This is a genomic window from Nitratireductor sp. WH36-1 (genome assembly GCF_058725515.1).
This window is the reverse complement of record NZ_CM178970.1, coordinates 2,741,263-2,763,954: the sequence shown is the minus strand read 5'-3', so window position 1 is coordinate 2,763,954 and position 22,692 is coordinate 2,741,263. Positions and strand designations below refer to the sequence as shown.

The 22,692-nt window shown below is 62.6% G+C and carries 20 protein-coding genes; 14 read left to right on the top strand and 6 right to left on the bottom strand.

The features are described 5' to 3' along the window. Positions 1 to 124 precede the first annotated feature (124 nt). The 3 genes from parC to AC4PTT_RS13215 all read left to right on the top strand — a co-directional run bounded on the left by parC (position 125) and on the right by AC4PTT_RS13215 (position 6,436). Positions 125 to 2,383 (top strand): DNA topoisomerase IV subunit A, encoded by a 2,259-nt coding sequence (parC, locus tag AC4PTT_RS13225; RefSeq protein WP_206549217.1) that lies wholly within the window; start codon positions 125 to 127, stop codon positions 2,381 to 2,383. A gap of 50 nt (positions 2,384 to 2,433) precedes the next feature. Next, complete coding sequence (gene ampH, locus AC4PTT_RS13220; RefSeq protein ID WP_206554499.1) at positions 2,434 to 3,588, top strand: D-alanyl-D-alanine-carboxypeptidase/endopeptidase AmpH; 1,155 nt, start codon at positions 2,434 to 2,436, stop codon at positions 3,586 to 3,588. 508 nt (positions 3,589 to 4,096) lie between these two features. After that, positions 4,097 to 6,436, top strand: a complete 2,340-nt coding sequence (locus AC4PTT_RS13215; protein ID WP_492161383.1) for a Tex family protein — start codon at positions 4,097 to 4,099, stop codon at positions 6,434 to 6,436. 87 nt (positions 6,437 to 6,523) lie between these two features. Here the strand turns inward: AC4PTT_RS13215 and AC4PTT_RS13210 are convergent, their stop codons facing one another. The 6 genes from AC4PTT_RS13210 to hemB all read right to left on the bottom strand — a co-directional run bounded on the left by AC4PTT_RS13210 (position 6,524) and on the right by hemB (position 12,639). Next, positions 6,524 to 7,369 carry a DMT family transporter gene (locus tag AC4PTT_RS13210; protein ID WP_210344102.1) on the bottom strand — a complete coding sequence of 282 codons (846 nt, stop codon included), beginning with the start codon at positions 7,367 to 7,369 and terminating at the stop codon, positions 6,524 to 6,526. Positions 7,370 to 7,499: 130 nt separating this feature from the next. Beyond that, entirely contained in the window at positions 7,500 to 8,246 is a 747-nt protein-coding gene (locus AC4PTT_RS13205; protein ID WP_206554501.1) for an arginyltransferase, read from the bottom strand. A 125-nt stretch (positions 8,247 to 8,371) separates the two neighbouring features. Further along, complete coding sequence (locus AC4PTT_RS13200) at positions 8,372 to 10,177, bottom strand: SLC13 family permease (RefSeq protein WP_113154881.1); 1,806 nt, start codon at positions 10,175 to 10,177, stop codon at positions 8,372 to 8,374. A gap of 218 nt (positions 10,178 to 10,395) precedes the next feature. Further along, positions 10,396 to 10,935, bottom strand: a complete 540-nt coding sequence (locus AC4PTT_RS13195) for an RDD family protein (RefSeq protein ID WP_492161382.1) — start codon at positions 10,933 to 10,935, stop codon at positions 10,396 to 10,398. 123 nt (positions 10,936 to 11,058) lie between these two features. Then, positions 11,059 to 11,529, bottom strand: coding sequence for an RDD family protein (locus AC4PTT_RS13190; protein WP_206549223.1), 471 nt, complete (start codon positions 11,527 to 11,529; stop codon positions 11,059 to 11,061). Between the two features lie 78 nt (positions 11,530 to 11,607). Next, the gene (hemB, locus tag AC4PTT_RS13185; RefSeq protein ID WP_492161381.1) at positions 11,608 to 12,639 is read right to left on the bottom strand and encodes a porphobilinogen synthase; all 1,032 of its coding nucleotides are present in this window, start codon (positions 12,637 to 12,639) and stop codon (positions 11,608 to 11,610) included. Positions 12,640 to 12,803: 164 nt separating this feature from the next. On the opposite strand from hemB, the gene AC4PTT_RS13180 reads away from it, so the two are divergent. The 11 genes from AC4PTT_RS13180 (at position 12,804) to AC4PTT_RS13130 (ending at position 22,582) form a co-directional block, all read left to right on the top strand. Continuing rightward, on the top strand, positions 12,804 to 13,847 hold the full coding sequence (locus AC4PTT_RS13180; protein ID WP_492161380.1) for an enoyl-CoA hydratase/isomerase family protein: 1,044 nt from the start codon (positions 12,804 to 12,806) through the stop codon (positions 13,845 to 13,847). Continuing rightward, complete coding sequence (locus AC4PTT_RS13175) at positions 13,844 to 14,269, top strand: DUF6163 family protein (RefSeq protein WP_113154885.1); 426 nt, start codon at positions 13,844 to 13,846, stop codon at positions 14,267 to 14,269. Before AC4PTT_RS13180 ends, AC4PTT_RS13175 begins: the two co-directional genes overlap by 4 nt. Positions 14,270 to 14,494: 225 nt before the next feature. Beyond that, positions 14,495 to 15,010 carry a transcriptional regulator LdtR gene (gene ldtR, locus AC4PTT_RS13170; protein WP_113154886.1) on the top strand — a complete coding sequence of 172 codons (516 nt, stop codon included), beginning with the start codon at positions 14,495 to 14,497 and terminating at the stop codon, positions 15,008 to 15,010. 280 nt (positions 15,011 to 15,290) lie between these two features. Continuing rightward, positions 15,291 to 16,544: a L,D-transpeptidase family protein gene (locus tag AC4PTT_RS13165; RefSeq protein WP_492161379.1), complete on the top strand. Its 1,254-nt coding sequence runs from the start codon at positions 15,291 to 15,293 to the stop codon at positions 16,542 to 16,544. Positions 16,545 to 16,804: 260 nt separating this feature from the next. After that, on the top strand, positions 16,805 to 18,121 hold the full coding sequence (gene glyA, locus AC4PTT_RS13160; RefSeq protein WP_113154888.1) for a serine hydroxymethyltransferase: 1,317 nt from the start codon (positions 16,805 to 16,807) through the stop codon (positions 18,119 to 18,121). 36 nt (positions 18,122 to 18,157) lie between these two features. Beyond that, entirely contained in the window at positions 18,158 to 18,625 is a 468-nt protein-coding gene (gene nrdR, locus AC4PTT_RS13155) for a transcriptional regulator NrdR (protein ID WP_113154889.1), read from the top strand. A 1-nt stretch (position 18,626) separates the two neighbouring features. Continuing rightward, positions 18,627 to 19,748 (top strand): bifunctional diaminohydroxyphosphoribosylaminopyrimidine deaminase/5-amino-6-(5-phosphoribosylamino)uracil reductase RibD, encoded by a 1,122-nt coding sequence (ribD, locus tag AC4PTT_RS13150; RefSeq protein WP_492161378.1) that lies wholly within the window; start codon positions 18,627 to 18,629, stop codon positions 19,746 to 19,748. After that, on the top strand, positions 19,748 to 20,362 hold the full coding sequence (locus tag AC4PTT_RS13145) for a riboflavin synthase (RefSeq protein WP_206993538.1): 615 nt from the start codon (positions 19,748 to 19,750) through the stop codon (positions 20,360 to 20,362). Before ribD ends, AC4PTT_RS13145 begins: the two co-directional genes overlap by 1 nt. A gap of 45 nt (positions 20,363 to 20,407) precedes the next feature. After that, positions 20,408 to 20,875, top strand: coding sequence for a 6,7-dimethyl-8-ribityllumazine synthase (ribH, locus tag AC4PTT_RS13140; RefSeq protein WP_206546703.1), 468 nt, complete (start codon positions 20,408 to 20,410; stop codon positions 20,873 to 20,875). Between the two features lie 85 nt (positions 20,876 to 20,960). Next, positions 20,961 to 21,368, top strand: a complete 408-nt coding sequence (gene nusB / locus AC4PTT_RS13135) for a transcription antitermination factor NusB (protein ID WP_222474281.1) — start codon at positions 20,961 to 20,963, stop codon at positions 21,366 to 21,368. Beyond that, entirely contained in the window at positions 21,365 to 22,582 is a 1,218-nt protein-coding gene (locus AC4PTT_RS13130) for an MFS transporter (protein ID WP_113154894.1), read from the top strand. Before nusB ends, AC4PTT_RS13130 begins: the two co-directional genes overlap by 4 nt. Positions 22,583 to 22,692 lie beyond the last annotated feature (110 nt).

Here is a 22,692-nt window from a genome sequence, read left to right as displayed (position 1 = left end):
GCGCTTTTAAGGGAGCACCGGAACAGACCGAAAACCGGTCTCCAGTTTTCTGTCCTGTGGTCTAGCCACAGCCCTTTTGCCATAAAGGCTTGCCGCGAATCACCCGCTGGTCTAACCGGAAACCATGGGAAAAGATATGCTTCCGCCCGGTGGCGACGGTGGTGATGCCGTAGAGCCGGTCGATCTGAAAAAAGCGCTCGAAGAGCGCTACCTCGCCTATGCGCTGTCGACGATCATGCATCGTGCGCTGCCGGATGTGCGCGACGGGCTGAAGCCCGTGCATCGGCGCATCGTCCACACCATGCGTCTTCTGCGCCTCAGTCCCGATCAGGGTTTCGCCAAATGCGCCCGCATCGTCGGCGACGTGATGGGCAAGTTCCATCCGCATGGCGACCAGTCGATCTACGACGCGCTGGTGCGTCTCGCGCAGCCTTTCGCCATGCGTTATCCGCTGGTCGACGGGCAGGGCAATTTCGGCAATATCGACGGCGATAACGCGGCCGCCATGCGCTACACCGAAGCGCGCATGACCGAGGTTGCCTCGGAGATCCTGACGGGCATCACCGAGGATGCCGTCGATTTCCGTCTGACCTACAATGAGGAAGACGAGGAGCCCATCGTGCTCCCCGGCGCGTTCCCGAACCTGCTCTGCAATGGTTCTTCGGGCATCGCCGTGGGCATGGCGACCTCGATCCCGCCGCACAATGCGGCAGAGGTCTGCGATGCGGCGCTCGCCATCATCGACAATCCGGATGTCGATCCCGAGCGTCTGCTCGATTTCGTCAAAGGTCCGGATTTTCCGACCGGCGGCATCATCGTCGAGGGGCCGGATTCGATCCGCGAGGCCTATGCGACCGGACGCGGCGGTTTCCGCGTTCGCGCCCGCTGGCACAAGGAAGAACAGAGCCGCGGCGCATGGACGGCCGTGGTCACCGAAATTCCCTATGGCGTGCAGAAATCGCGGCTGATCGAGAAGATCGCCGAATTGATCATCTCGCGCCGCCTGCCGCTGCTGGAAGACATTCGCGACGAAAGCGCGGAGGATATCCGCGTCGTTCTGGTGCCCAAGAGCCGCGCCGTCGCGCCGGAACTGCTGATGGAATCGGTCTTCAAGCTGACCGATCTGGAGAGCCGTTTCCCGCTCAACATGAACGTGCTGTCGCGCGGCAAGGTGCCGGGCGTCCTGTCGCTCAAGCAGGTTCTGCGCGAATGGCTCGACCATCGCCGCGATGTGCTCCTGCGCCGCTCGCGCCACCGGCTGGCGGAAATCGAGAAGCGGCTGGAAATCCTTGCCGGCTATCTCGTCGCCTATCTGAACATCGACGAGGTCATCCGCATCATCCGCGAGGAGGATGAGCCGAAGAAGGTGATGATCGCGCGCTTCGAGCTGACGGACACGCAGGCCGAGGCGATCCTCAACATGCGGCTGCGCGCCCTGCGCAAGCTCGAGGAGTTCGAGATCCGCAAGGAGTTCGACAAGCTTTCCGAGGAAAAGGAAGGCATCGAAGCGCTGCTCGCCTCCACCGAGCGCCAGTGGAAGACCGTGCGCTGGGAAGTCGCCAAGGTGCGCCAGACCTTCGACCCGGAGAAGAACCCGGGTCTTGGCGCGCGCCGCACCACCTTTGCCGAAGCGCCAGAGCACGATCTGGAAGACGTCCACGAGGCGCTGATCGAGCGCGAACCCATCACGGTGGTCCTGTCCGAAAAGGGCTGGCTGCGCGCCATGAAGGGGCATCTGGCCGACTTCTCCTCGCTCTCCTTCAAGGAGGGGGACAGCCTCAAGATCGCCTTCCACGCCCAGACGACCGACAAGATCCTGCTCTTCACCACGGGCGGCAAGGTCTTTACGCTTGGCGCGGACCGTCTGCCCGGCGGGCGCGGCCATGGCGAGCCGGTGCGTATCATGGTCGACATGGACAATGATCAGGCCATCGTCACCGCCTTCGCGCATGATCCCGAGCGCAGGCTTCTGGTCGCATCGCATGCGGGCAATGGCTTCGTGGTCGCCGAGAAGGAAATCATCGCCAACACCCGCAAGGGCAAGCAGGTGATGAATGTGAAGGCTCCGGACGAGATGAAGCTCTGCCTGCCGGTTTCGGGCGATCACGTGGCCGTGGTCGGCCAGAACCGCAAGCTGCTCGTCTTCCCGCTTTCCGAAGTGCCGGAGATGACACGCGGCAAGGGCGTGCGCCTGCAGCGCTACAAGGATGGCGGCGTTTCTGACATCAAGACCTTCGCCATGGAGGAGGGGCTTTCGTGGAAGGATTCCGCTGATCGCACCTTCGTCAAATCGCGCGAAGAACTGCTTGAATGGATGGGCAACCGGGCGGCCGCGGGTCGCATGGCGCCGAAAGGATTTCCACGCACCGGAAAATTTGGGTAAGCGCCGCAACACAGGCGCGAAGGCCAGGGTGCAAGCAGAGGAGGGGTGATATGCTGCACTGGAATGGGAAGGGCCTTCGGGCCGCAACGCTGGCGCTGGCCGGACTTGTCGGGCTGGCGCAGCCGTCTTCGGCCGAAGACCGGCTGTTGAGCGACGCGGTCGAGTTTTCCGGTCAGATCCTCTATCTGCAGACCGATGTGCCCGGTCTTGTGATCGGCGCGGTGCGCAATGGCGAGACCGCCGTTTTCGGCTTTGGCGAAACCGCCAAGGGAAGCGGCAAGACGCCGGACGGCGACACGCTGATGCGGGTCGGCTCCGTGACCAAGGTGTTCACCGGCGCGGTTCTGGCGAGCCTCGTCGCCGATGGCTCGGTGAAGTTCACAGATCATCTGCAGGAACGCATTGGCTGGGATGTGACCGTTCCGGCGCTGGACGGCAAGCCAATCCGGCTGATTGACCTCGCCACACACACGTCCGGTCTGCCGCGCGAGGTCGACCGCGAGCCCGGTCCGGAGAATGATCCTTTCTCCACGCTGACGAAAGAGACCTACGAAAAGGCCTTCACCAGCGATGTGCAGCTCTTCCCGGCGGGCACGGGCGGGCTCTACTCCAATTTCGGCTTCGACATGCTGGCCGTTGCGCTGGGCTCTGCCGCAGGAAAACCCTATGACGCACTGCTTGCCGAGCGGGTTCTTGAGCCGATCGGCCTCAAGGACACGACATTTGCGCCGGCCGAGGCCGACCGCGACCGGCTGATGCAGGGCCACAGTTTCGACGGATCGCCGCTGCCGGACGTGCCCAACACGCCGGTCATGTCGGGCGCGAGCGGGCTTTATTCCACCGCCAACGACATGGTGACCTGGCTGCAATGGCATCTTGACCGCTTCTCGCCGGACATGGCCGAGATGCGGCTCCTCGACCACGCCTCCTATGTGCAGCGCGATGCGCTCGATCCCACTTATGGCTTTGACGAATCCGGTCATATGGATTCCATGGGGCTTGGCTGGATCGTCATGCAGCCCGAGGGTGACCGTCCGCTGATCCTGCAGAAGGCCGGCGGCCTGCAGGGCATGTTCGTCTACCACGCCTTTGCCCCGACGCGCGGCGTTGGCGTGTTCGTCGCCATCAACGAGTTCGATTTCTCGGCTTCCATGCTGATGGCCGAAGTGGTGAACGGCCTGATCTCCGACCTCGCTCCGCGTTAAGGGGCGAGGGGGCTGTCGGTGCAGGGTGCGCGCTGCATTTGCCCCTTGGTCCTGTGCGGCGCGCGGGAGCGCTGTGCGTCCTTCGACAAGCTCAGGATGAGGGGTGTTAGGCTCATGATGAGGGATGTTGAGAATGACGGGGAGGGCACGCAGAGTTGTGCTCGCTCTCCTCGGCCTTGAAGGATTGGTTGTAGGCTTTTTGCCTGCTTCGCTGAGATCTGTGCGCATCTCCCCACTCTGAGAAGCTGCCTTCCTTGCAGTGAGCGCATGTGCGTTCTCCCGAGCACCCAGACACTCTATCCCATACACCTGACCCGAAATCCGGCTACCTACCTTCCTCATCCTGAGCTTGTCGAAGGACGCACAGCGCTCCCGCTCGCCAATCCCCGCCTCACGCGCCCACCATCCACCGCGATCACGCCCGCGACTGTGGAAAAGCCACTCTTGTGAGCGGCAGGGGGCGGCGAATGACACTATCTTCGCCGGGTTCACAGATTCAGGAATTCGCATGTCAGCTGACGTAAAACGCATCGCCGCCCTTATTGCCACCGAGATCACCGCCCGGCCGGAGCAGGCTCAGGCGGCCATTGGTCTTCTGGATGAAGGGGCGACCGTTCCGTTCATCGCGCGCTACCGCAAGGAAGTCACCGGCGGCCTCGATGACACGCAGTTGCGCACGCTCGCCGAGCGGCTCTCCTATCTGCGCGAGCTCGATCAGCGCCGTGACACGATCCTCGGTTCGATCCGCGAGCAGGGCAAGCTCACGCCGGATCTGGAGACCAAGATCGTCACCGCCGCCACCAAGGCGGAGCTGGAAGACATCTACCTGCCCTACAAGCCCAAGCGGCGCACCAAGGCGCAGATCGCCCGTGAGCGCGGGCTCGGGCCGCTGGCCGAGGCCATTCTGGCGGATCGCTCCAAAGTGCCGGCCGATCTGGCGAAGGATTATCTTGGCGAAGAAGTCGCAGACGAGAAGGCCGCGCTCGACGGCGCGCGCGACATTCTGGCCGAGCAGTTCGCAGAAAACGCCGATCTGGTCGGAAAACTGCGCAATCACATGAAGGAACGCGCCGTCCTGCGCGCCCGCGTTGTCGAGGGCAAGGAGGAGGCAGGCGCGAAGTTCTCCGACTATTTCGACCATTCCGAGCAGTGGTCGGGCGTTCCGAGCCATCGCGCGCTTGCCATGCTGCGCGGCCGCAACGAGGACGTGCTGGCGCTCGACCTGGAAGTGGATGCGGACGACACCAGCCCGCTCAAGCCCGCGGTGCGCATGATCGCGGCTGCCTATGAGATCGGCGGCCAGCGTCCCGGTGACCAGTGGCTGATGGAGGTTGCCGGCTGGACATGGCGCGTAAAGCTCTTCCTGCATCTCAATCTCGATCTGATGCGTGATCTGCGCGAGCGGGCCGAGGAAGAGGCGATCAATGTGTTCGCGCGCAATCTGAAGGATCTGCTTCTGGCGGCACCCGCCGGCACGCGGGCAACGCTCGGGCTCGATCCGGGCATTCGCACCGGCGTCAAGGTGGCCGTGGTCGACGCCACGGGCAAGCTGCTCGACACTTCAACGGTGTACCCGTTCCCGCCGCGCAACGATCTGCGTGGCAGCCAGGCCGAGCTGTCGGCGCTGATGCGCAAGCACGGCGTCGAGCTGATCGCCATCGGCAACGGCACGGGAAGCCGCGAGACCGAAAAGCTCGTGGCCGACATGCTGTCGGATATGCCGGCGCCCAAGCCGCTCAAGGTCGTGGTTTCCGAGGCCGGCGCATCGGTCTATTCGGCGTCGCCCACGGCGGCGGCCGAATTCCCCAATCTTGACGTCTCGCTGCGTGGGGCTGTCTCCATCGCGCGCCGCCTGCAGGACCCGCTGGCGGAGCTGGTGAAGATCGAGCCGAAGTCCATCGGCGTCGGCCAGTATCAGCACGATGTGGATCAATACCGTCTGGCAAAGGCGCTCGACGCCGTGGTGGAAGACGCGGTGAACGCGGTTGGCGTGGACCTGAACACGGCATCCTCATCGCTCCTGGCGCGCGTTTCGGGCCTTGGCGCGTCGATTGCCGAGGCCATTGTGGCGCATCGCGACGCCAATGGCGCGTTCTCCAGCCGCAAGCAGCTTCTGGACGTGGCGCGGCTTGGCCAGCGCACCTTCGAGCAGTGCGCCGGCTTCCTGCGCATCCCGAACGGTACGGAGCCGCTGGACGCGTCGTCAGTTCACCCGGAGGCCTATGGCGTGGCGCGCAAGATCGTCTCGTCCTGCGGGCGCGATGTGCGGTCGCTGATGGGCGATGCCGGCGCGCTCAAGGCGCTCGACCCGCGCGTCTTCGTGGATGAGCGTTTTGGTCTGCCCACGGTGCGCGACATCATTGCCGAGCTCGAAAAGCCGGGTCGCGACCCGCGCCCGGCCTTCCGCACGGCCACCTTTGCCGAGGGCATCGACGACATCAAGGATCTGAAGCCCGGCATGAGCCTTGAAGGCACGGTGACCAATGTTGCCGCCTTCGGCGCGTTCGTGGATATCGGTGTTCATCAGGACGGGTTGGTGCATGTCTCGCAGCTTGCCGACCGCTTCGTGAAGGACGCGCATGAGGTGGTGAAGGCCGGCGATGTGGTGAAGGTGCGGGTGCTTGAGGTCGACATCAAGCGCAAGCGTATCAGCCTCTCCATGCGCAAGGATGCCGGCGGAGCCAGTGGTGGCGCAGATGCCGGTGCGGGCGCTGGCCGTCCGCGCGATGGCGGCAAGCCCTTCCGTGGCGCGCAGCAGCGCAGTGGCGGGGGCAAGCCGGGCGGGCGCAGCAGCGAACCGCAGGGCGCACTCGCCGCCGCACTGGCTCAGGCCATGAAGAAGAAATAGGGGCGTTCTTTACCCAGCCGCCATGGTGAGCGCCTGAGCTTGTCGAAGGGCGAACCACGAGGGCGGTGATGACGTGCGCTTCTCACCCTACACCGGATGGCGCAGTGCGGCCTGCGCGCGCCGCCGCCTGCGCCCGGAATGAAGCTGCCAGAGCGAATGGGCGACCAGCGTTACGATCAGGATCGTGCCGCCGATCAGCGTTGCGCGGCTCGGCACTTCCGAGAAAATCAGCCACACCCAGACGGGCGCAAGAACGGTTTCCAGAAGATAGAACATCGCCACCTCGGGGCCCGAAATGTATTTCGGGCCGTTGGAGAGGCAGAAGAACGATATCGGCATGATCACCGCGCCGTTGAGGATGATCCACCAGGGAGCCTCGATGCGGTAGCCGGTCTTGGCGGTCATGATCACGGCGACGATGAAGGGTAATATGACGGCGACCAGCGCCGTAAAGCCCATGTCGCGCCCGCTGCCGCGCGTGATGGTGATGGCGGTCGCCAGCAGGAAGGCCGCGCTCAGCGCCATCACGTCGCCGAACAGATTTCCAGCCCCGATGCCGCCACCGACAATGATCAGCACGCCGATCAGCATCACCCCCATGGCAATCAGCGTGGCCGGTTTCGGTCGCTCCTTCAGGAACAGCCAGGAGAGCAGCGCTGCGAACATGGAATTGAAGGCGAGGATGAACACCAGATTGGCCGTTGAGGTGTTGTAGACGGCGGTGATGAAGCAAAGTGCGGAAAGCGCGTAGAGCGCCGCCACGACGAGGCCGACACGACCGGGCATGAGCGGTGGCACATTGCGTGAGAAGAGACGCCAGACGAACCAGACGGCGAGCGCCACGGCAACCGTCAGCGCGCTACGCACCATCAGGATCGGCCAGGGATCGCCATCGGCAAGCCGAATTAAGGGAATGTCGATGGTCAGCGCCATGCCGCCAAACGCGGTCAGTGCGAGGCCTTTTGCATGCGAAGAAGAGGCTGGGTCGGACACGGGCGGCAATCCTCTGAAAAAGGGGAATGAAGATGTGCCGTCTTGGCAGACCCCGTCCGGGTGGCGCGCGCTAGTCTACGCGCTCCCACCCCTGCGGGCCGAGATGTTCCTGCGGCTTGAAGCGTACCTTATAGGCCATTTTGCGCGATCCATTGACCCAGTAGCCCAGATAGACATGCGGCAGACCGGCAGCCACGGCGCGGTTGATGTGGTCGAGAATCATGAATGTGCCGAGCGAGCGCTCGGTCAGCGCGGGATTGAAGAAGGAATAAACCATCGACAGCCCGTCGCCCATCATGTCGGTCAGGGCCACGGCCATGAGCTCGCCTTCGCCCTTGCCGGTGATGAAGCTGTCCGGCCCGCGACGGCGATACTCGATCACCTGGGTGCCCACATGGGTGTCCTCCACCATCATCGCATAGTCGAGTACGGTCATGTCCGACATGCCGCCCTTCTTGTGGCGGGCATCCAGATAGCTGCGGAACAGCGTGTACTGCTCCGTGGAGGGCTCGGCCGCCTGGGCCGTTCCGATCAGGTCCGCATTCTGCCTCAGAATGCGTTTCATGTTCTTCGTCGGCTGAAACTCCTGCGCCAGAATGCGTACGGAAACACAGGCGCGGCAGGTTTCGCAGGCAGGCCGATAGGCGATGTTCTGAGAGCGGCGGAAACCGCCCTGGGTCAGCAAATCGTTCAGTTCGGGCGCCTTGTCCCCGACCAGATGGGTGAAGACCTTACGCTCGAACTGCCCTTCCAGATAAGGGCAGGGCGAAGGCGCGGTCAGAAAGAACTGCGGCGATTGGGCGGGTTGCTGCGTCATGTCGGTAGGGCGTCACTCCTGTCCTGAAGCATCGGACCGAAACGTGGAATCCGGTTTTCGGGATAGTCCGATGCTCCATCAATAATTCAGATCGTCCTTTGTGCGTCAGAATGGGCGCACGCGATCTAAAGCCCATAATACCATGGCCCGACAAACGAAAACGTCAACCAAATTATCGCCACCAGCGGCATGCCGGCCTTCATGAAGTCACGGAAGGAGTAGTGACCCGGCCCCATGACCATCAGGTTGGTCTGGTAGCCGATGGGGGTGGCGAAAGAGCAGTTGGCGGCGAAGATCGTGGCCGCGATGAAGGCTTCCGCCGGCGCGCCGATGGCGGCCGCGATGCCAAGCCCGATGGGTGTGAACAGCACCGCCGTTGCATTGTTGGACAGGAAATTGGTCAGCACGGCCACGACGGCGAAATAGCCCGACAGAATGATGGCGGGGCTCTGACCGTCGAGGAGCGCGACCGCGCTGTCGGCGATCAGGTTTGCGCCCCCGGTGCGTTCCAGCGCCGTGGCGGCGGCAATGGCCGAGCCCACCAGAAGGAATATCTGCCGGTCGAAGGCGCGGCCGGCCTGCGCCAGCGTCAGGCAGCCGGTCGCGATCATGGCGAAGGCGCCGGCGATTGCCGTGGCGACGATCGGCGCGATGTCCAGAGCGGCGGTCACCACGATGCCGGCAAAGATGACGAAGGAGATCCAGGCCTTGCGACGCTGCGGCACGGGTTCTGCCGACCATTCGAGAACGAGCAGGTCGTGGCTTTCGCGCAGATCCTCGAAGGCGCGGTCGGTGCCGCCGACAAGGATCGTGTCGCCGGGCTCCAGCCGGATGTCGGAGACCGGTGTGCGGCCCATGCGGCTCTTGCGCTGGACGCCGAGCATGTGAACGCCGTGCTCGGTCTCAATGCCGGCATTGCGGATGGTGCGCCCTGCATGGCGCGAACCCGGCGGGATCACGGCTTCGGCGATGTGATAGTCCGGGCCAACCCGCGCCGCCTCGGTCTGCCCCTCGGCCATGTGGCCGGCCGCCCCATGCGAAAGCGCCTGGGTGAAGGCGCGGCGGGTGGCCGTTACCATCAGCCGGTCGCCTTCGGAAAGCACCACATTCTCGAACGGGGGATGAAAGCTCATGCCGCGCCGTATGATGAGGCGCGGGGTCAGATCGCCGAGCCCCTGAAAGAGACCGGCTTTCGATTCCTTGCCGATGAAGGGGTGGCCGGGCACGATGCGGATTTCACCGATGAACTGCGTGCCCGACTGCACCTGCCGGAAGGTCTTCTCATTGCTCGAATCGCGCAGGATGCGCGGCATCAGAAAGAAGACATAAAGCGCGCCGGCTGCGGCCAGCATAAAGCCCGGCAGGGTGATGTCGAAGAATCCGATTCCGATGCCCGCCTTGGCGGCAACACCGGCAACCAAAAGGTTGGTGGACGAGCCGATCAGCGTTGTCATGCCCCCCAGAATGGTCATGAAGGAAAGCGGCATCAGTGCCTTGGAAACCGGGAAATTGCGCTGCGCGGCAAAGACGATCAGCACCGGAATGAAGATCACCACCACCGGCGTGTTGTTCAAAATGGCGCTGAGCAGGGCTGCCGTCACAAGCGTGATGATGATTGTGCGGGTGCTCGACCCGCCGGCCGATCTGGCGAGAATGCGCGCGGGCTTGTCCAGAGCATCGGTGGCAAACAGGCCCTGACCGACGATCAGGAGGGCCAGAACCGTCGCGAGCGCCGGGTTGGCGAAGCCTGAAAGAAGCTCTTCGGGCGGCAGGCCGCCGGATGCGTTCTCGTAAGGAATGAAGGCGAAAAGCGCGAGGAACGCCACGAGGCTGCCAAGGGCGACAAGCTCGAGCGTGAAGCGTTCGCTGATATAGGCGGCGACCGTGGCGAAAATGATAGCGTAGGTCGCCCAGAGATGGAAATCGGCCATTCAGCTCCCGCCGCTTGAAACTGTCCCCGCAGGCCATACCCAATGCCTGCCTGCAAGGTCAGGAGAATAAGCACGAGCGGTCGCGCCGCAAGCATGGATTTGCCGATGCCGGCAAAAGGCGGGCAAAGGAAAGGCTTTCGCGTCTTCCGACGGGAAAGGAATTTGCTTGTCGCAGGAGGGCCGAAGCGCGGCAGGCGCCGCGTTTCAAAAAGCCGTCGTCAGTCGGTTCTCACCATCACCGTATCGAGCAGCCGGTCATGCACGGTCTGTCTGTGCGACAGAAAGAATGCGGCAAGCAGAATCAGCGGGCTGAAGAGCGTGCAGAGAGCGACTGCTAGCAGGGTATGTGCGGTTGCGTAGCGGGGTGTGATCTCGACGCTGTCGAGCCGTTCCAGTCGCAGACTGAACACGCGCATGCCGAGGGTCGCCTGGTAGCGCCCCCCGAGCGTCGCCCTGATGTAGAGAATGACGGCGACCAGCGTTGCCATTCCGGCCGCGGCCTTGGAAAGCGTATAAAGAGCAGTCGGTATGTCTCCCGGCATCCGGTCGGGTGCAATCCAGTGCAACACGACATACTCCATGAGCATTGTTGCCAGAACGAACAGAATAACGGCCAGCAATGCATACAGGGCGTAATCCAACAGGAAGGCCAGGCATCGCCGCAAATGCAGCCACGTGCCCTGTCGCACGATGAAATCTGGTTGCCGGTCTCCGGGCGGTGCGGTCAGCTGGGGGCTAAGATCAAATGTATTGGTCATCAAAGTCGCTCGCATAATCAATCAAGGGTTCGAAAACGCCTCACGATAGCGAGCGATCTTGTTTTGATAAATCAGAAGTGTATAGCGTCGTTAAAGATGCAACTTTTGCGATAATTTCGATTATCAGCTCGTTCGCACCACAACCGTGCCCAGAAGCAGATCATGGACGGTGCGCTTGTAATCGAGGAACAGGCTTGCGAGCAGGATCAGCGGCGTCAGAACCGCATTGCCGGCCCAGAACAGAACCGTGTGAACCACGGCCAGCATGGAATCGACGCGCCCGCCGTCGAGGCGGACAAGTTTGACGTCCATGAATTGCATGCCGAGCGTCGCCTGTCTGCGACCGCCAAGGGTCATCGCGACGTAGAGAAGGGCGGTGAGCGGGGCGAGGATGCCGAACAGAAGCCAGCCAAGTCCCAAAGTCATCACGCCCAGAAGGGCAACGATGATTGCGACGGGAACCATCATCAGCCCGATCAACAGGTAGTCGATGCAGAACGCGAAGATGCGCCGCGTGCGAACGCCGCGATAAAGATGCCAGTCATCCCGTGCGGGATCGATGATTTCGCCGTCGAGGGGCCTTGTGGCCGTCATGAACGTTCCTTCATTGGTTTGTCGAACAAATGAAAAATGGGTGCGTTCACGCGGCGCTTCAAGATTTTTCGAGCAAAATCAGAGCAATTCGGCCACTTCGGCGGCAAAATAGGTGAGAATTCCGTCGCAGCCCGCGCGCTTGAAGGAAAGCAGGCTTTCCAGCATGGCGCGCTCGCCGTCGATCCAGCCATTGGCGGCTGCCGCGCGGATCATCGCGTATTCGCCGGACACCTGATAGGCGAAGGTCGGCACGGAGAACGTGTCCTTCAGCTGGCGGACAATGTCGATATAGGGAAGGCCGGGCTTAACGATCAGCATGTCCGCACCTTCCTGAAGGTCCTGCTCGGCTTCGCGCAGCGCTTCGTCGGAATTGGCCGGATCGATGTAATAGGTCTTCTTGTCGCCCTTCAGCAGACCGCCCGTGCCGATGGCCTCGCGATAGGGGCCATAGAAGGCGGAGGCGAATTTCGTCGCGTAGGACATGATCGCCACGTTCTGGAAGCCGTTCTGGTCGAGCGCGTCGCGAATGGCGCCGATGCGCCCGTCCATCATGTCGGAGGGAGCGATGATGTCCGCGCCGGCTTCAGCCTGGCCAACGGCCGCAGCCGCGATCTGGGCGACCGTTTCATCATTGATGATCTCGCCATCGCGCAGGATGCCGTCATGACCATGGCTGGTGAAGGGGTCGAGCGCCACATCCGTGATGATGCCGATCTCCGGCACCGCTTCCTTGATGGCGCGGGTGGCGCGGTTGATCAGATTGTCCGGGTCGAGGCTGTGGGAGCCGGTCTCGTCGCGGCGCGCGGGATCGATATTGGGAAAGGTGGCGATGGCCGGAATGCCGAGCTTTGCGGCGTATTCGGCCTGCCGGACCGCATGGTCGACCGTGTGGCGCATGACGCCGGGCATGGCGGAAAGCGATTCCTGCCGGTTCTCGCCCTCCATGAGGAACAGCGGCCAGATCAGATCGTCCACCGTCAGATGGTTCTCGCGCACGAGGCGGCGCGACCAGTCGGCTTTGCGCGTGCGGCGCAGGCGGCGGCTGCCGGTGATCTCATCGACGGTGCGGCGTATGGCGGGGCTGTTCATGGTGCGGGAAAACTTGTTCACGGCTTCGACTCCAGTGTGGCGCCTCTCTATCATGCAGGCCCTGTGGGTCCAAGTGCGGGTCCGGTGCCCTGTGGTCGCAGTTCCTTATAGCATTGACGGGGCGGAAAGCGGCGAATAATCAGCTAGAAAGGCCTGCGCGTGGTTGCAACGATCTGGGGGTGGCTGTGAAAGTCGATTTCGGTGGCGCTGAGGAAATCCTGTTCGAACAGGTCGGATGCGCCGGGATCGTGACGCTCAACCGGCCTTCTTCCCTCAATGCGGTCAATCACGGCATGGTTCGGGCGCTCGCCCGCGCGCTTTCCGCCTGGGAGGCGGACGATGCGGTTCAGCTCGTGATCATTCGCGGGGAGGGGCGCGCCTTCTCCGCCGGCGGCGACATTCTCGATGTTTACAAAGCCGGGCTTGCCGGCGAGGCAAAGCCGGATTTCTTTGCAGACGAGTATCGGCTCAATGCGGCAATTGCCCGTTTCCCCAAACCCTATGTGGCGCTGATCGACGGCATTGTCATGGGCGGCGGCGTTGGCGTCTCCTTCCATGGTTCGCATCGCGTGATGACGGAAAACGCCATCTTCGCCATGCCCGAAGTCGGTATCGGCTTTTTCCCCGATGTCGGCGGCAGTTTCCTGCTTTCGCGCCTGCCGGGCGAATTCGGCATGTATCTGGCGCTCACCGGAAACCGCATTCGCAGGGGTGACGCCTGCGCCACGGGGCTTGCCACGCACGCGGTCGATGCGGCGGAACTGCCGGCATTGACCCGGGCCCTGTGCGAGGGCGGTGATGTGGATGCGACGCTGGCAGCATTTGCCGGAACTGCGGAACGCGAAATGGATGACGGCGCGCTGCATGCGATTGCCAGCCATTTTTCTTTCGGCACGCTTGCGGAGGTCCTGCAGTCGCTTGGCGAGGATCAGGACGAATGGGTGCAGAAGACGGCTGCGACCATCGCCAGGCGCTCGCCCACCAGTCTTCACGTCGCGTTTCGTCAGGTCCGCGCCGGCGCGATGCTGACCATGGACGAGTGCATGCATATGGAATTCCGCATCCTGAACCGCATGCTCACCGGGCACGACTTCTATGAAGGCATCCGCGCTGTTCTGGTGGAGAAGGGGAGCACGCCCCACTGGAAGCCCGATACGCTCGACGGCGTGAAGGATGAGGACATTGACGCCTATTTCGCGCCCCTGCCGGGCAAGGAGCTGGCGCTGTGAAAGTTGAAACGCTCTCGGGTCTGCCTTCGGCGCGGCCCTCCCAGCTTGAAGCAGCCTATTACGCGTTCCACCGTATTGTCGCGCTCGTCTGCCTCGTCATGGGGCTTGTGTACTGGGTGCGGCTGCTCGGTTTTTATCCCGGGCTCATGTGGCGGTTCGACCTGATGCCGATCCACTGGCAGGTGGCGAGCATCGTTCTGGCCGTGCTTTATCCGTTTGCGTCCGTCGGTCTCTGGCTGGTCGCGCCATGGGGAGCGGTCATCTGGTTTCTGTGCGCCGGCACGGAAGTGGCCATGTACGGCTTCATGCCAGAGATGTTCGGGCACAATTATCCGCTGTTGGGTTTTCACCTTCTCGTGGCGATTACCTATGCCGGTTTGCGCATTGCGCGCTACCGCCGCAAGCGGCAGGCGATGCTTTAGGGGCAGGCCCGGTTTCAGGCCACAAGCGGCATCCCCTTAATCTCTAGAGCTTTCATCGAATGTCCACAGGCGGGTTTACTGCCTGTTAGCCGTATTAGCAGCGTTGGCTTTTGTAAGGCGTTGTTAAGGCTAGTGTTTAAGTCGAATTTTAGATGCCTTCGCTAGGTTCGGGTCAAGGTGAGACAAAAAACAAAAATCACCGGCGTCAAACGAGAGGCTTTAGTTATGAATACTTCGCGACCCGCGGCGAAACCTGCCGCTTCGAATGAAGAACGCTCGGATGCACTGCGTTCTCTTTATCTTGAATCCCTTCAGCTTGTGGAGCGCCTGCACCGCCGTCTGCTCGACGTCATCAAGGATGAGTTCGAGCGCAACGGCCGCAGCGACATCAACGCCATTCAGGCGCTGCTGCTCTTCAACATCGGTGACACGGAACTGACGGCAGGCGAGCTGCGCTCGCGCGGCTACTATCTCGGCTCCAATGTTTCCTACAATCTCAAGAAGCTGGTTGATCTCGGCTTCGTCAACCATCAGCGCTCGCGCGTCGACCGTCGTTCGGTGCGCATCAGCCTGACGCCGAAGGGTGTCCAGGTGGCAAAGGTTGTCGAAGGTCTCTACAACCGTCACATCGGCTCCATCGAGCAGGTCGGCGGCATCAGCGCCGATGAGTTCAGCCAGATGAATCGTGCCCTCCAGCGCCTTGATCGCTTCTGGAACGATTCCATCGCCTACCGTATGTAGTCTCGCCTTGATCACCTGACTGCGCGCCGGTGTGCAGTCATTCGAAGGCCGGCGTGGCGGGACGCCGGCCTTCACGCATCCGTTATTTTGCGATAGGTGACTGCTGGTCACGTTAAGGTCATAATCCGGTGGAACCTAAGGTGCAGGAGCCGCTTGGCGTGCGAGCGCCATTTTTGAATAAGGTTCGCGGATTCTTAACGCAGTCGCGGCATGGTCAGGCCGCAACACTGCCCGCAGCCCTCCCGGAGGGGTGCTAGCCACAGAGAGCTCGGACACGCGTATGAAGACGAACCGCCGTATGTTTTTAACCGGTGCCGGTGCTGCCGCTACGGCAGCGATGGCCGGAGCCGCCAACGCCCAGGACTTTCTTGACGCGATCATCCGTTCGCCAAGGCGTGGCGCCTGGAACGATCAGTTTGATGCTCGCGCCAGCGCCGGCGGCAAGGTTGCGACCAATCTTCCCATCTTCAGTCAGGAAACCGTTTCCTACCTTCAGCGCGCGATCATGGAATATTCCAACATCGTGTCACAGGGCGGGTGGCCGCGCGTTCCCGACAACAAAAAGCTTCAGGTCGGTGTGGTCGATCCCAATGTGGAGGTCCTGCGCCGCAGACTGATGGTGTCCGGCGATCTCTCGCCGCGTGCGGGCATGTCGCAGTCGTTCGATTCCTATGTTGAAGCGGCGGTCAAGCGCTTCCAGACCCGCCATGGCCTTCCTGCCGACGGCGTTACCGGACCGCACACCTTTGCGGCTCTCAATGTTCCGGCGGCCATTCGCCTTGGCCAGCTTCAGACCAATCTGGGCCGGCTCACCTCCATGGCGGGCTCCATGGGCAATCGCTATGTGGTGGTGAACATTCCCGCCGCCGAGATCGAGGCCGTGGATACGGGCCGCGTCGTGCTGCGCCACACCGCCATTGTTGGCAAGGTGGACCGCCAGACGCCGATCCTGAATTCCAAGATCAACGAAATCATCATCAATCCCTACTGGAATGCGCCGGTGTCGATTGTCCGCAAGGACATCATTCCGCTGATGCGCAAGAACCCCAGTTACCTAACCGACAACAATATCCGCCTGATCGCGCCCAATGGCAGCGAAGTGGATCCGCTGACGGTCGACTGGTCGACGGATGATGCCGCAAAATACCGCTTCCGGCAGGATCCGGGCCGGATCAACGCCATGGCGTCGATCAAGATCAACTTCCCGAACCCGCATGCGGTCTACATGCATGACACGCCCCAGCAGGGCATGTTCCGCGATCTCGACCGGTTCTATTCGTCGGGCTGTGTGCGCGTGCAGAATGTGCGCGACCTGGTGACCTGGCTCCTGAGCGAGACCGATGGCTGGGGCCGTCGCCGCATCGAGCAGACCATTCAGACCGAAGAGGATGTGCGCGTCGCGCTGTCCAATCCGGTGCCGGTCTATTTCACCTATATTTCCGCCTGGTCGACCGGCGATGGCGCCGTGCATCTGCGCGACGACATCTATGCCCGCGACGGGGCGAGCGAGCTGCAGATCTCGACGGCGCTTTAGCGTGTCGTCGTCGGGCTGCATTGCCTGACGGGCGCATGAGGGTGTCTTCTGAAACGAAGACGGGCCGATGCGAGTCTGCCGAAAGCGACGGCTCGGCCCGAGCGCAATATCCTACGGTCAATTGCCGCAGCCGCCCGAAACCGGGCGGTTGCTTCGTTTTTGGAGGATAAATTTTCGTCTGCGGGCGTGGTGGCGGCGAGGGAAAAATGCTAGATGCCCGTCTTCCGCATTTGATCCATCATCGAAGGGAATAAACCGCCATGGCACTTGCGACCGCCGCCGCTTCAAGCGAGGCCGATGCCTTCTTCACCCGCCCGCTCGAAGACAGCGACCAGGAAATCTTTGCCGCAATCCGTCAGGAACTGGGCCGTCAGCGTCACGAAATCGAGCTGATCGCCTCGGAAAACATCGTTTCGCGCGCTGTGATGGAAGCGCAGGGTACGGTGCTGACGAACAAATACGCGGAAGGTTATCCGGGCAAGCGGTATTATGGCGGTTGCCAGTATGTCGATATCGTCGAGGAACTGGCGATCGAGCGTGCCAAGAAGCTGTTCGGCTGCGCCTTCGCGAACGTTCAGCCGAATTCCGGTTCGCAGATGAACCAGGCCGTCTTCCTCGCGCTTCTGCAGCCGGGCGACAGCTTCATGGGCCTCGACCTGAATTCCGGCGGTCACCTGACGCACGGTTCCCCGGTCAACATGTCCGGCAAGTGGTTCAACCCGATCTCCTACGGCGTTCGCAAGGACGACCACCTGCTCGACATGGACGAGGTGGAGCGTCTGGCAAAGGAACACAAGCCGAAGCTGATCCTTGCCGGCGGCACGGCCTATTCGCGCGTGTGGGACTGGAAGCGTTTCCGCGAGATCGCTGACGAGGTTGGCGCGTGGCTCATGGTCGACATGGCCCACATTGCAGGTCTTGTGGCCGCTGGCGAGCATCCGTCGCCGCTGCCGCACGCCCACGTGGTCACCACCACCACGCACAAGTCGCTGCGCGGCCCGCGTGGCGGCATGATCCTGACCAATGACGAGGCGCTGGCGAAAAAGTTCAACTCCGCCGTCTTCCCTGGTCTTCAGGGCGGCCCCCTGATGCACGTCATCGCCGCCAAGGCGGTTGCTCTGGGCGAGGCGCTTGAACCTGAGTTCAAGACCTATGCGCGCAACGTCGTCACCAACGCCCGTGCACTGGCCGAGAGCCTGAAGGACACCGGCCTCGACATCGTGTCCGGCGGCACCGACAACCACCTGATGCTGGTCGACCTGCGTCCGAAGAACGCCACGGGCAAGCGCGCCGAGGCAGCTCTTGGCCGTGCCAACATCACCTGTAACAAGAACGGCATTCCGTTCGACCCTGAAAAGCCCTTCGTCACCTCCGGCATCCGTCTTGGCACGCCGGCCGGCACGACGCGCGGTTTCGGCGCTGCCGAGTTCCGCGAGATCGGCCAGCTGATCGCCGAGGTTCTGGACGGCCTCAAGGTCGCCAATTCCGACGAAGGCAATGCTCAGGTCGAGCAGGCTGTGAAGGACAAGGTGATCGCGCTCACCGAGCGCTTCCCGCTCTACCCCTATCTGGGGTAAGCCTGTCACGAATGGATTCGTGAACAAGGGCCCGATATGCGCTGTCCGTACTGTCAGTCGGAAGACACACAGGTAAAGGATTCCCGCCCCGCAGAAGACGGGGCGGCAATCCGCAGACGGCGCGCCTGTCCCGATTGCGGCGGGCGCTTCACCACGTTTGAGCGCATTCAGCTGCGCGATCTGGTGGTGGTCAAGCGGTCGGGCCGCAAGGTGCCGTTTGACCGCGACAAGCTGATGCGTTCCTTCGACATCGCGCTCAGAAAGCGCAATGTCGAGCCGGAGCGCATCGAGCGTGCGGTCACCGGCATCGTGCGCCAGCTGGAAAGCTCCGGCGAGACGGAGATCCCCTCCGATGATATCGGCCTTCTGGTCATTGATGCGCTGAAAGTGCTCGATGACATTGCCTATGTGCGCTTCGCCTCCGTTTATCGCAATTTCCGCGAAGCCAAGGATTTCCAGGACGTTCTTGGCGAGCTGAAAGGCAATGAGGAAAACGAGGGATAGGATGGACACCGGCAGGGCGTCGGCCAGCGATCTCGACCGGCGTTTCATGGCGTCGGCCATCCGGCTTTCACGCCGGCATATGGGTCTTGCCGGAACCAATCCCTCCGTTGGAACACTGATCGTCCGCGACGATGGCGCCGGCCCGCAGATTGTCGGGCGCGGCGTGACGGCCATTGGCGGCCGCCCCCATGCCGAACCGCAGGCGCTGGCGGAGGCGGGCGAGGCTGCACGCGGCGCGACGGCCTATGTCACGCTAGAGCCCTGCGCTCACCATGGCCGCACGCCGCCCTGCGCCAACGCGCTGGTGAATGCCGGCATTGCCCGCGTTGTGGGCGCTGCCGCCGATCCCGACCCCCGCGTCAGCGGCAATGGCTACGCCATTCTGCGCGAGGCGGGCATTGAGGTCGTGGAGGGCGTTCTGGCCGACGAAGCGGCAGACATGCTGCGCGGCTATCTCATGCGCTCCGAGAAAAAACGCCCGGAAGTGACTCTCAAGCTTGCCTTATCGGCTGACGGCATGATTGGCCGCATGGGGGAGGGGCAGATCGCCATCACCGGTCCCGCTTCGCGCCGGCAGGTGCACATGATGCGGGCCGAAAGCGATGCGATCCTTGTCGGCATCGGCACGGCACTGGCTGACGATCCGTCTCTGACCTGCCGCCTGCCGGGGGTTCAGGCGCGCTCGCCGCTGCGTATCGTTCTTGATCGCGACATGAAGCTGCCGACAAACTCGGCTCTGGCGCGCACGGCCCGCGATGTGCCGGTTCTTCTGACAGCCGCCAGTGATTGCCCGAGCGACAAACGCAGGGCGCTGGCCGAGGCGGGCGTCGATTTTCTCGGTGTCGAAGTGCATGAAGGCCAGATTGCGCTGCCGGAACTTCTGGAAGACCTGGCGGCGCGCGGCATTGCAACGCTCATGGTCGAGGGCGGTGCCTTCACCGCCAGACGGTTCCTTGAAGAAGGGCTGGTCGACCGGCTTGCGCTCTATGCTGGGCCATCGGAAATCGGGGCTGGTGGAATTGCCGCACCGGTTGATTTCGACCATATCCCCGAAGGTTTCGGCCTGCTGCGCGAGGCGCGGTTCGGCGAAGATGTTTACCGCGAATATGTGAAAGGCGGCTGATGTTCACCGGCATTGTCACTGATATCGGCACCGTGCAATCGGTCACCCCGCGTGATGAGGGCGTGCTCCTGCGCATCGAGACGAATTACGATCCGGCGACCATCGACATCGGTGCGTCCATCGCCTGTTCGGGCGTCTGCCTCACCGTGGTGAAACTGCCTGAAGAGGGCGCGAACACCCGCTGGTTCGAGGTGGAAGCCTGGGAAGAGGCGCTGCGGCTGACAACGGTTGCCGACTGGCAGTCCGGCCAGCGCATCAATCTGGAACGCGCGCTCAAGGTGGGCGACGAGCTGGGCGGACATATTGTCTCGGGCCATGTGGACGGCATGGCCGAAATCGTCGAGCGCCGGGATGAGGGCGAAGCGGTCCGTTTTGTGCTGGAAGCGCCGAAAGAGCTCGCCAAATTCATCGCGCCGAAAGGCTCGGTGGCGCTGGACGGCACATCCCTCACGGTCAACCGTGTCGAGGGCGTTCGGTTCGATGTTCTCCTCATTCATCACTCGCTCGCGGTCACCACCTGGGGGCAGCGCGCGGTGGGCGACCGGGTGAATATCGAGGTCGATACGATGGCGCGTTACGCCGCACGTCTTGCGGATGCCGCCAAAGAGGCTTAAGGCAGCGCTTCTCTTTCTGAATTGTTTGCCGTGCGGAGAATGACCATGGCCGATGCGCGCCCCCTGAGGCTGCTGATCGTCGAAGCCCGTTTTTACGACCACCTGGCCGATGGCCTGCTGGAAGGCGCGAAAGCCGCGCTTGAGGCAGCCGGCGCCGATTATGATGTGGTGACTGTGCCTGGCGCGCTTGAAGTGCCGGCTGCAATCGCCTTTGCCGCGTCCGGCAATGGTGGCCCTGTCTATCACGGCTATGTGGCGCTTGGCTGCGTCATCCGTGGTGAGACTTATCATTTTGACGTAGTGGCCAACGAGTCGAGCCGTGCGCTGATGGACCTTTCGGTGCAGCAGAACCTTGCCATCGGCAATGGTATCCTGACCGTCGAGAACGAAGCGCAGGCTCTGGCCCGCATCGAACAGAGCGAAGGCACCAGCGGCGAGAGCATGGGCAAGGGACATTTCGCCGCCGAAGCGGCACTGACGATGATTGCGCTCAAACAGCGCCTGGGAGCTTGATGTGACCGTACCGACCGCAGACGGCTTTCGCCCGGCCAACAAACGCGGCGCCGCACGGCTGGCCGCCGTTCAGGCGCTTTACCAGATGGATGTGGCCGGCACCGGCCTTCTGGAAACCACCGCTGAATACGAGCTTTTCCGGCTCGGCAAGGAGATCGACGGCGAGCTTTACCGCGATGCCGATCCGCAGTGGTTCCGCGCCATTCTGGCGGGTGTGGTGGAAGACCAGAAAACCATCGACCCGGTGATCCGCAAATCGCTGACCGAAGACTGGCCGCTGTCGCGGCTCGATTCGACCCTGCGCGCTATTCTGCGCGCCGGTGTGTTCGAGCTGACGCGCCGCCGGGATGTGCCGGTCGCGGTAATCGTTTCCGAATATGTGGACATCGCCAAGGCGTTCTACACCGAGGACGAGCCCAAGCTCGTCAATGCCGTGCTCGACCGGGTCGCCCGGCGCAGCCGTGATGAGGGCAGGGGGAAAGACAAGGAATGACTGGAACGCGCGATGACCTGTACCGTGAGGCGAAACGCACTGCATTAATCCTCGCTTCCGCCCAGGCCATCGTCGGCTCCGCTGCCCCGATCGCCATTTCCATGGGCGGTCTCGCGGGCTTCTATCTCCTTGGCAGCGACAAGTCGCTCGCAACCGCGCCCGTCACCGGCTTCAATGTCGGCATCGCGCTTGGCGCCCTTCCCGCCGCAGCGCTGATGCGCGCCGTCGGCCGCCGCAATGGCTTCATGGCCGGCGGTCTTGTCACCGCCTGTGGCGGTTTCGTCGCGGCGAGCGCGCTCTTCCAGAGCAGTTTCTGGCTCTTTGCCCTCGGCTTGATGCTTGTCGGCGTCGGCAACGCCTTCCTGCAGCAATACCGCTTTGCAGCCGCAGACAATGCGCCGGCCGATTTCAAGCCGCGCGCCATTTCCTGGGTGCTGGGCGGCGGTGTGTTTGCCGCGATCATCGGACCGCAGACCGTCATCTACACGCGCGACCTGTTCGCGCCGATCATGTTCGCGGGCGCGTTTGCCGCTCTGATCGGTCTTGGTCTTTTAGGCACGGTCATTCTGTCTTTCCTGCGTCTCCCCAAGGAAGCGCCCTCGGCAACGCTCGACGATCATGAGCCGGCAAGGCCGCTGGCGCAGATCCTGTTGCAGCCGCGCTTCCTGGTCTCGCTGTTCTGCGGCGTGGCTTCCTACGCGCTGATGAGCTTCGTCATGACCGGCGCGCCGCTGGCCATGGTTGGCTGCGGATTCACGCCGGATGAGGCAACGCTGGGCATTTCCTGGCACGTCATGGCGATGTTCGCGCCGAGCTTCATCACCGGCCGGCTGATCGCCCGCTTCGGCAAGGAAACCATTGTCGCGACGGGTCTCGTCACGCTTATCGGCTGCGCCATCGTTGCGCTTTCGGGCATTGAGCTGTGGCAGTTCTGGACGGCCTTGATCCTGCTGGGTATCGGCTGGAACTTCGGTTTCATCGGCGCGACCGCCATGGTTGCCGAGTGCTACCGCTCGTCGGAGAAGAGCAGCGTGCAGGGTGTGCACGACTTCATCCTGTTCTCCACCACTGCTTTCGCCTCCCTGATGTCGGGCCAGATCTACAACGCCTTCGGCTGGAACATGCTTGCCTGGATCGTTATCCCGGTTGCGGCCACATGCCTTGTGGCTCTTGGCATTCTGGCTATGAGCAAGCGCACGAAGCAGGCCGCCTGAGGCCGCTTCACCCGGCGCTGACATCTCCCTGAAAGCATGTGGTCTTTCCGGGAGGTGTGACAATTTATCCCAGCACAACCTTGACGGTGCGTCACGGCTTCGACCAAGCT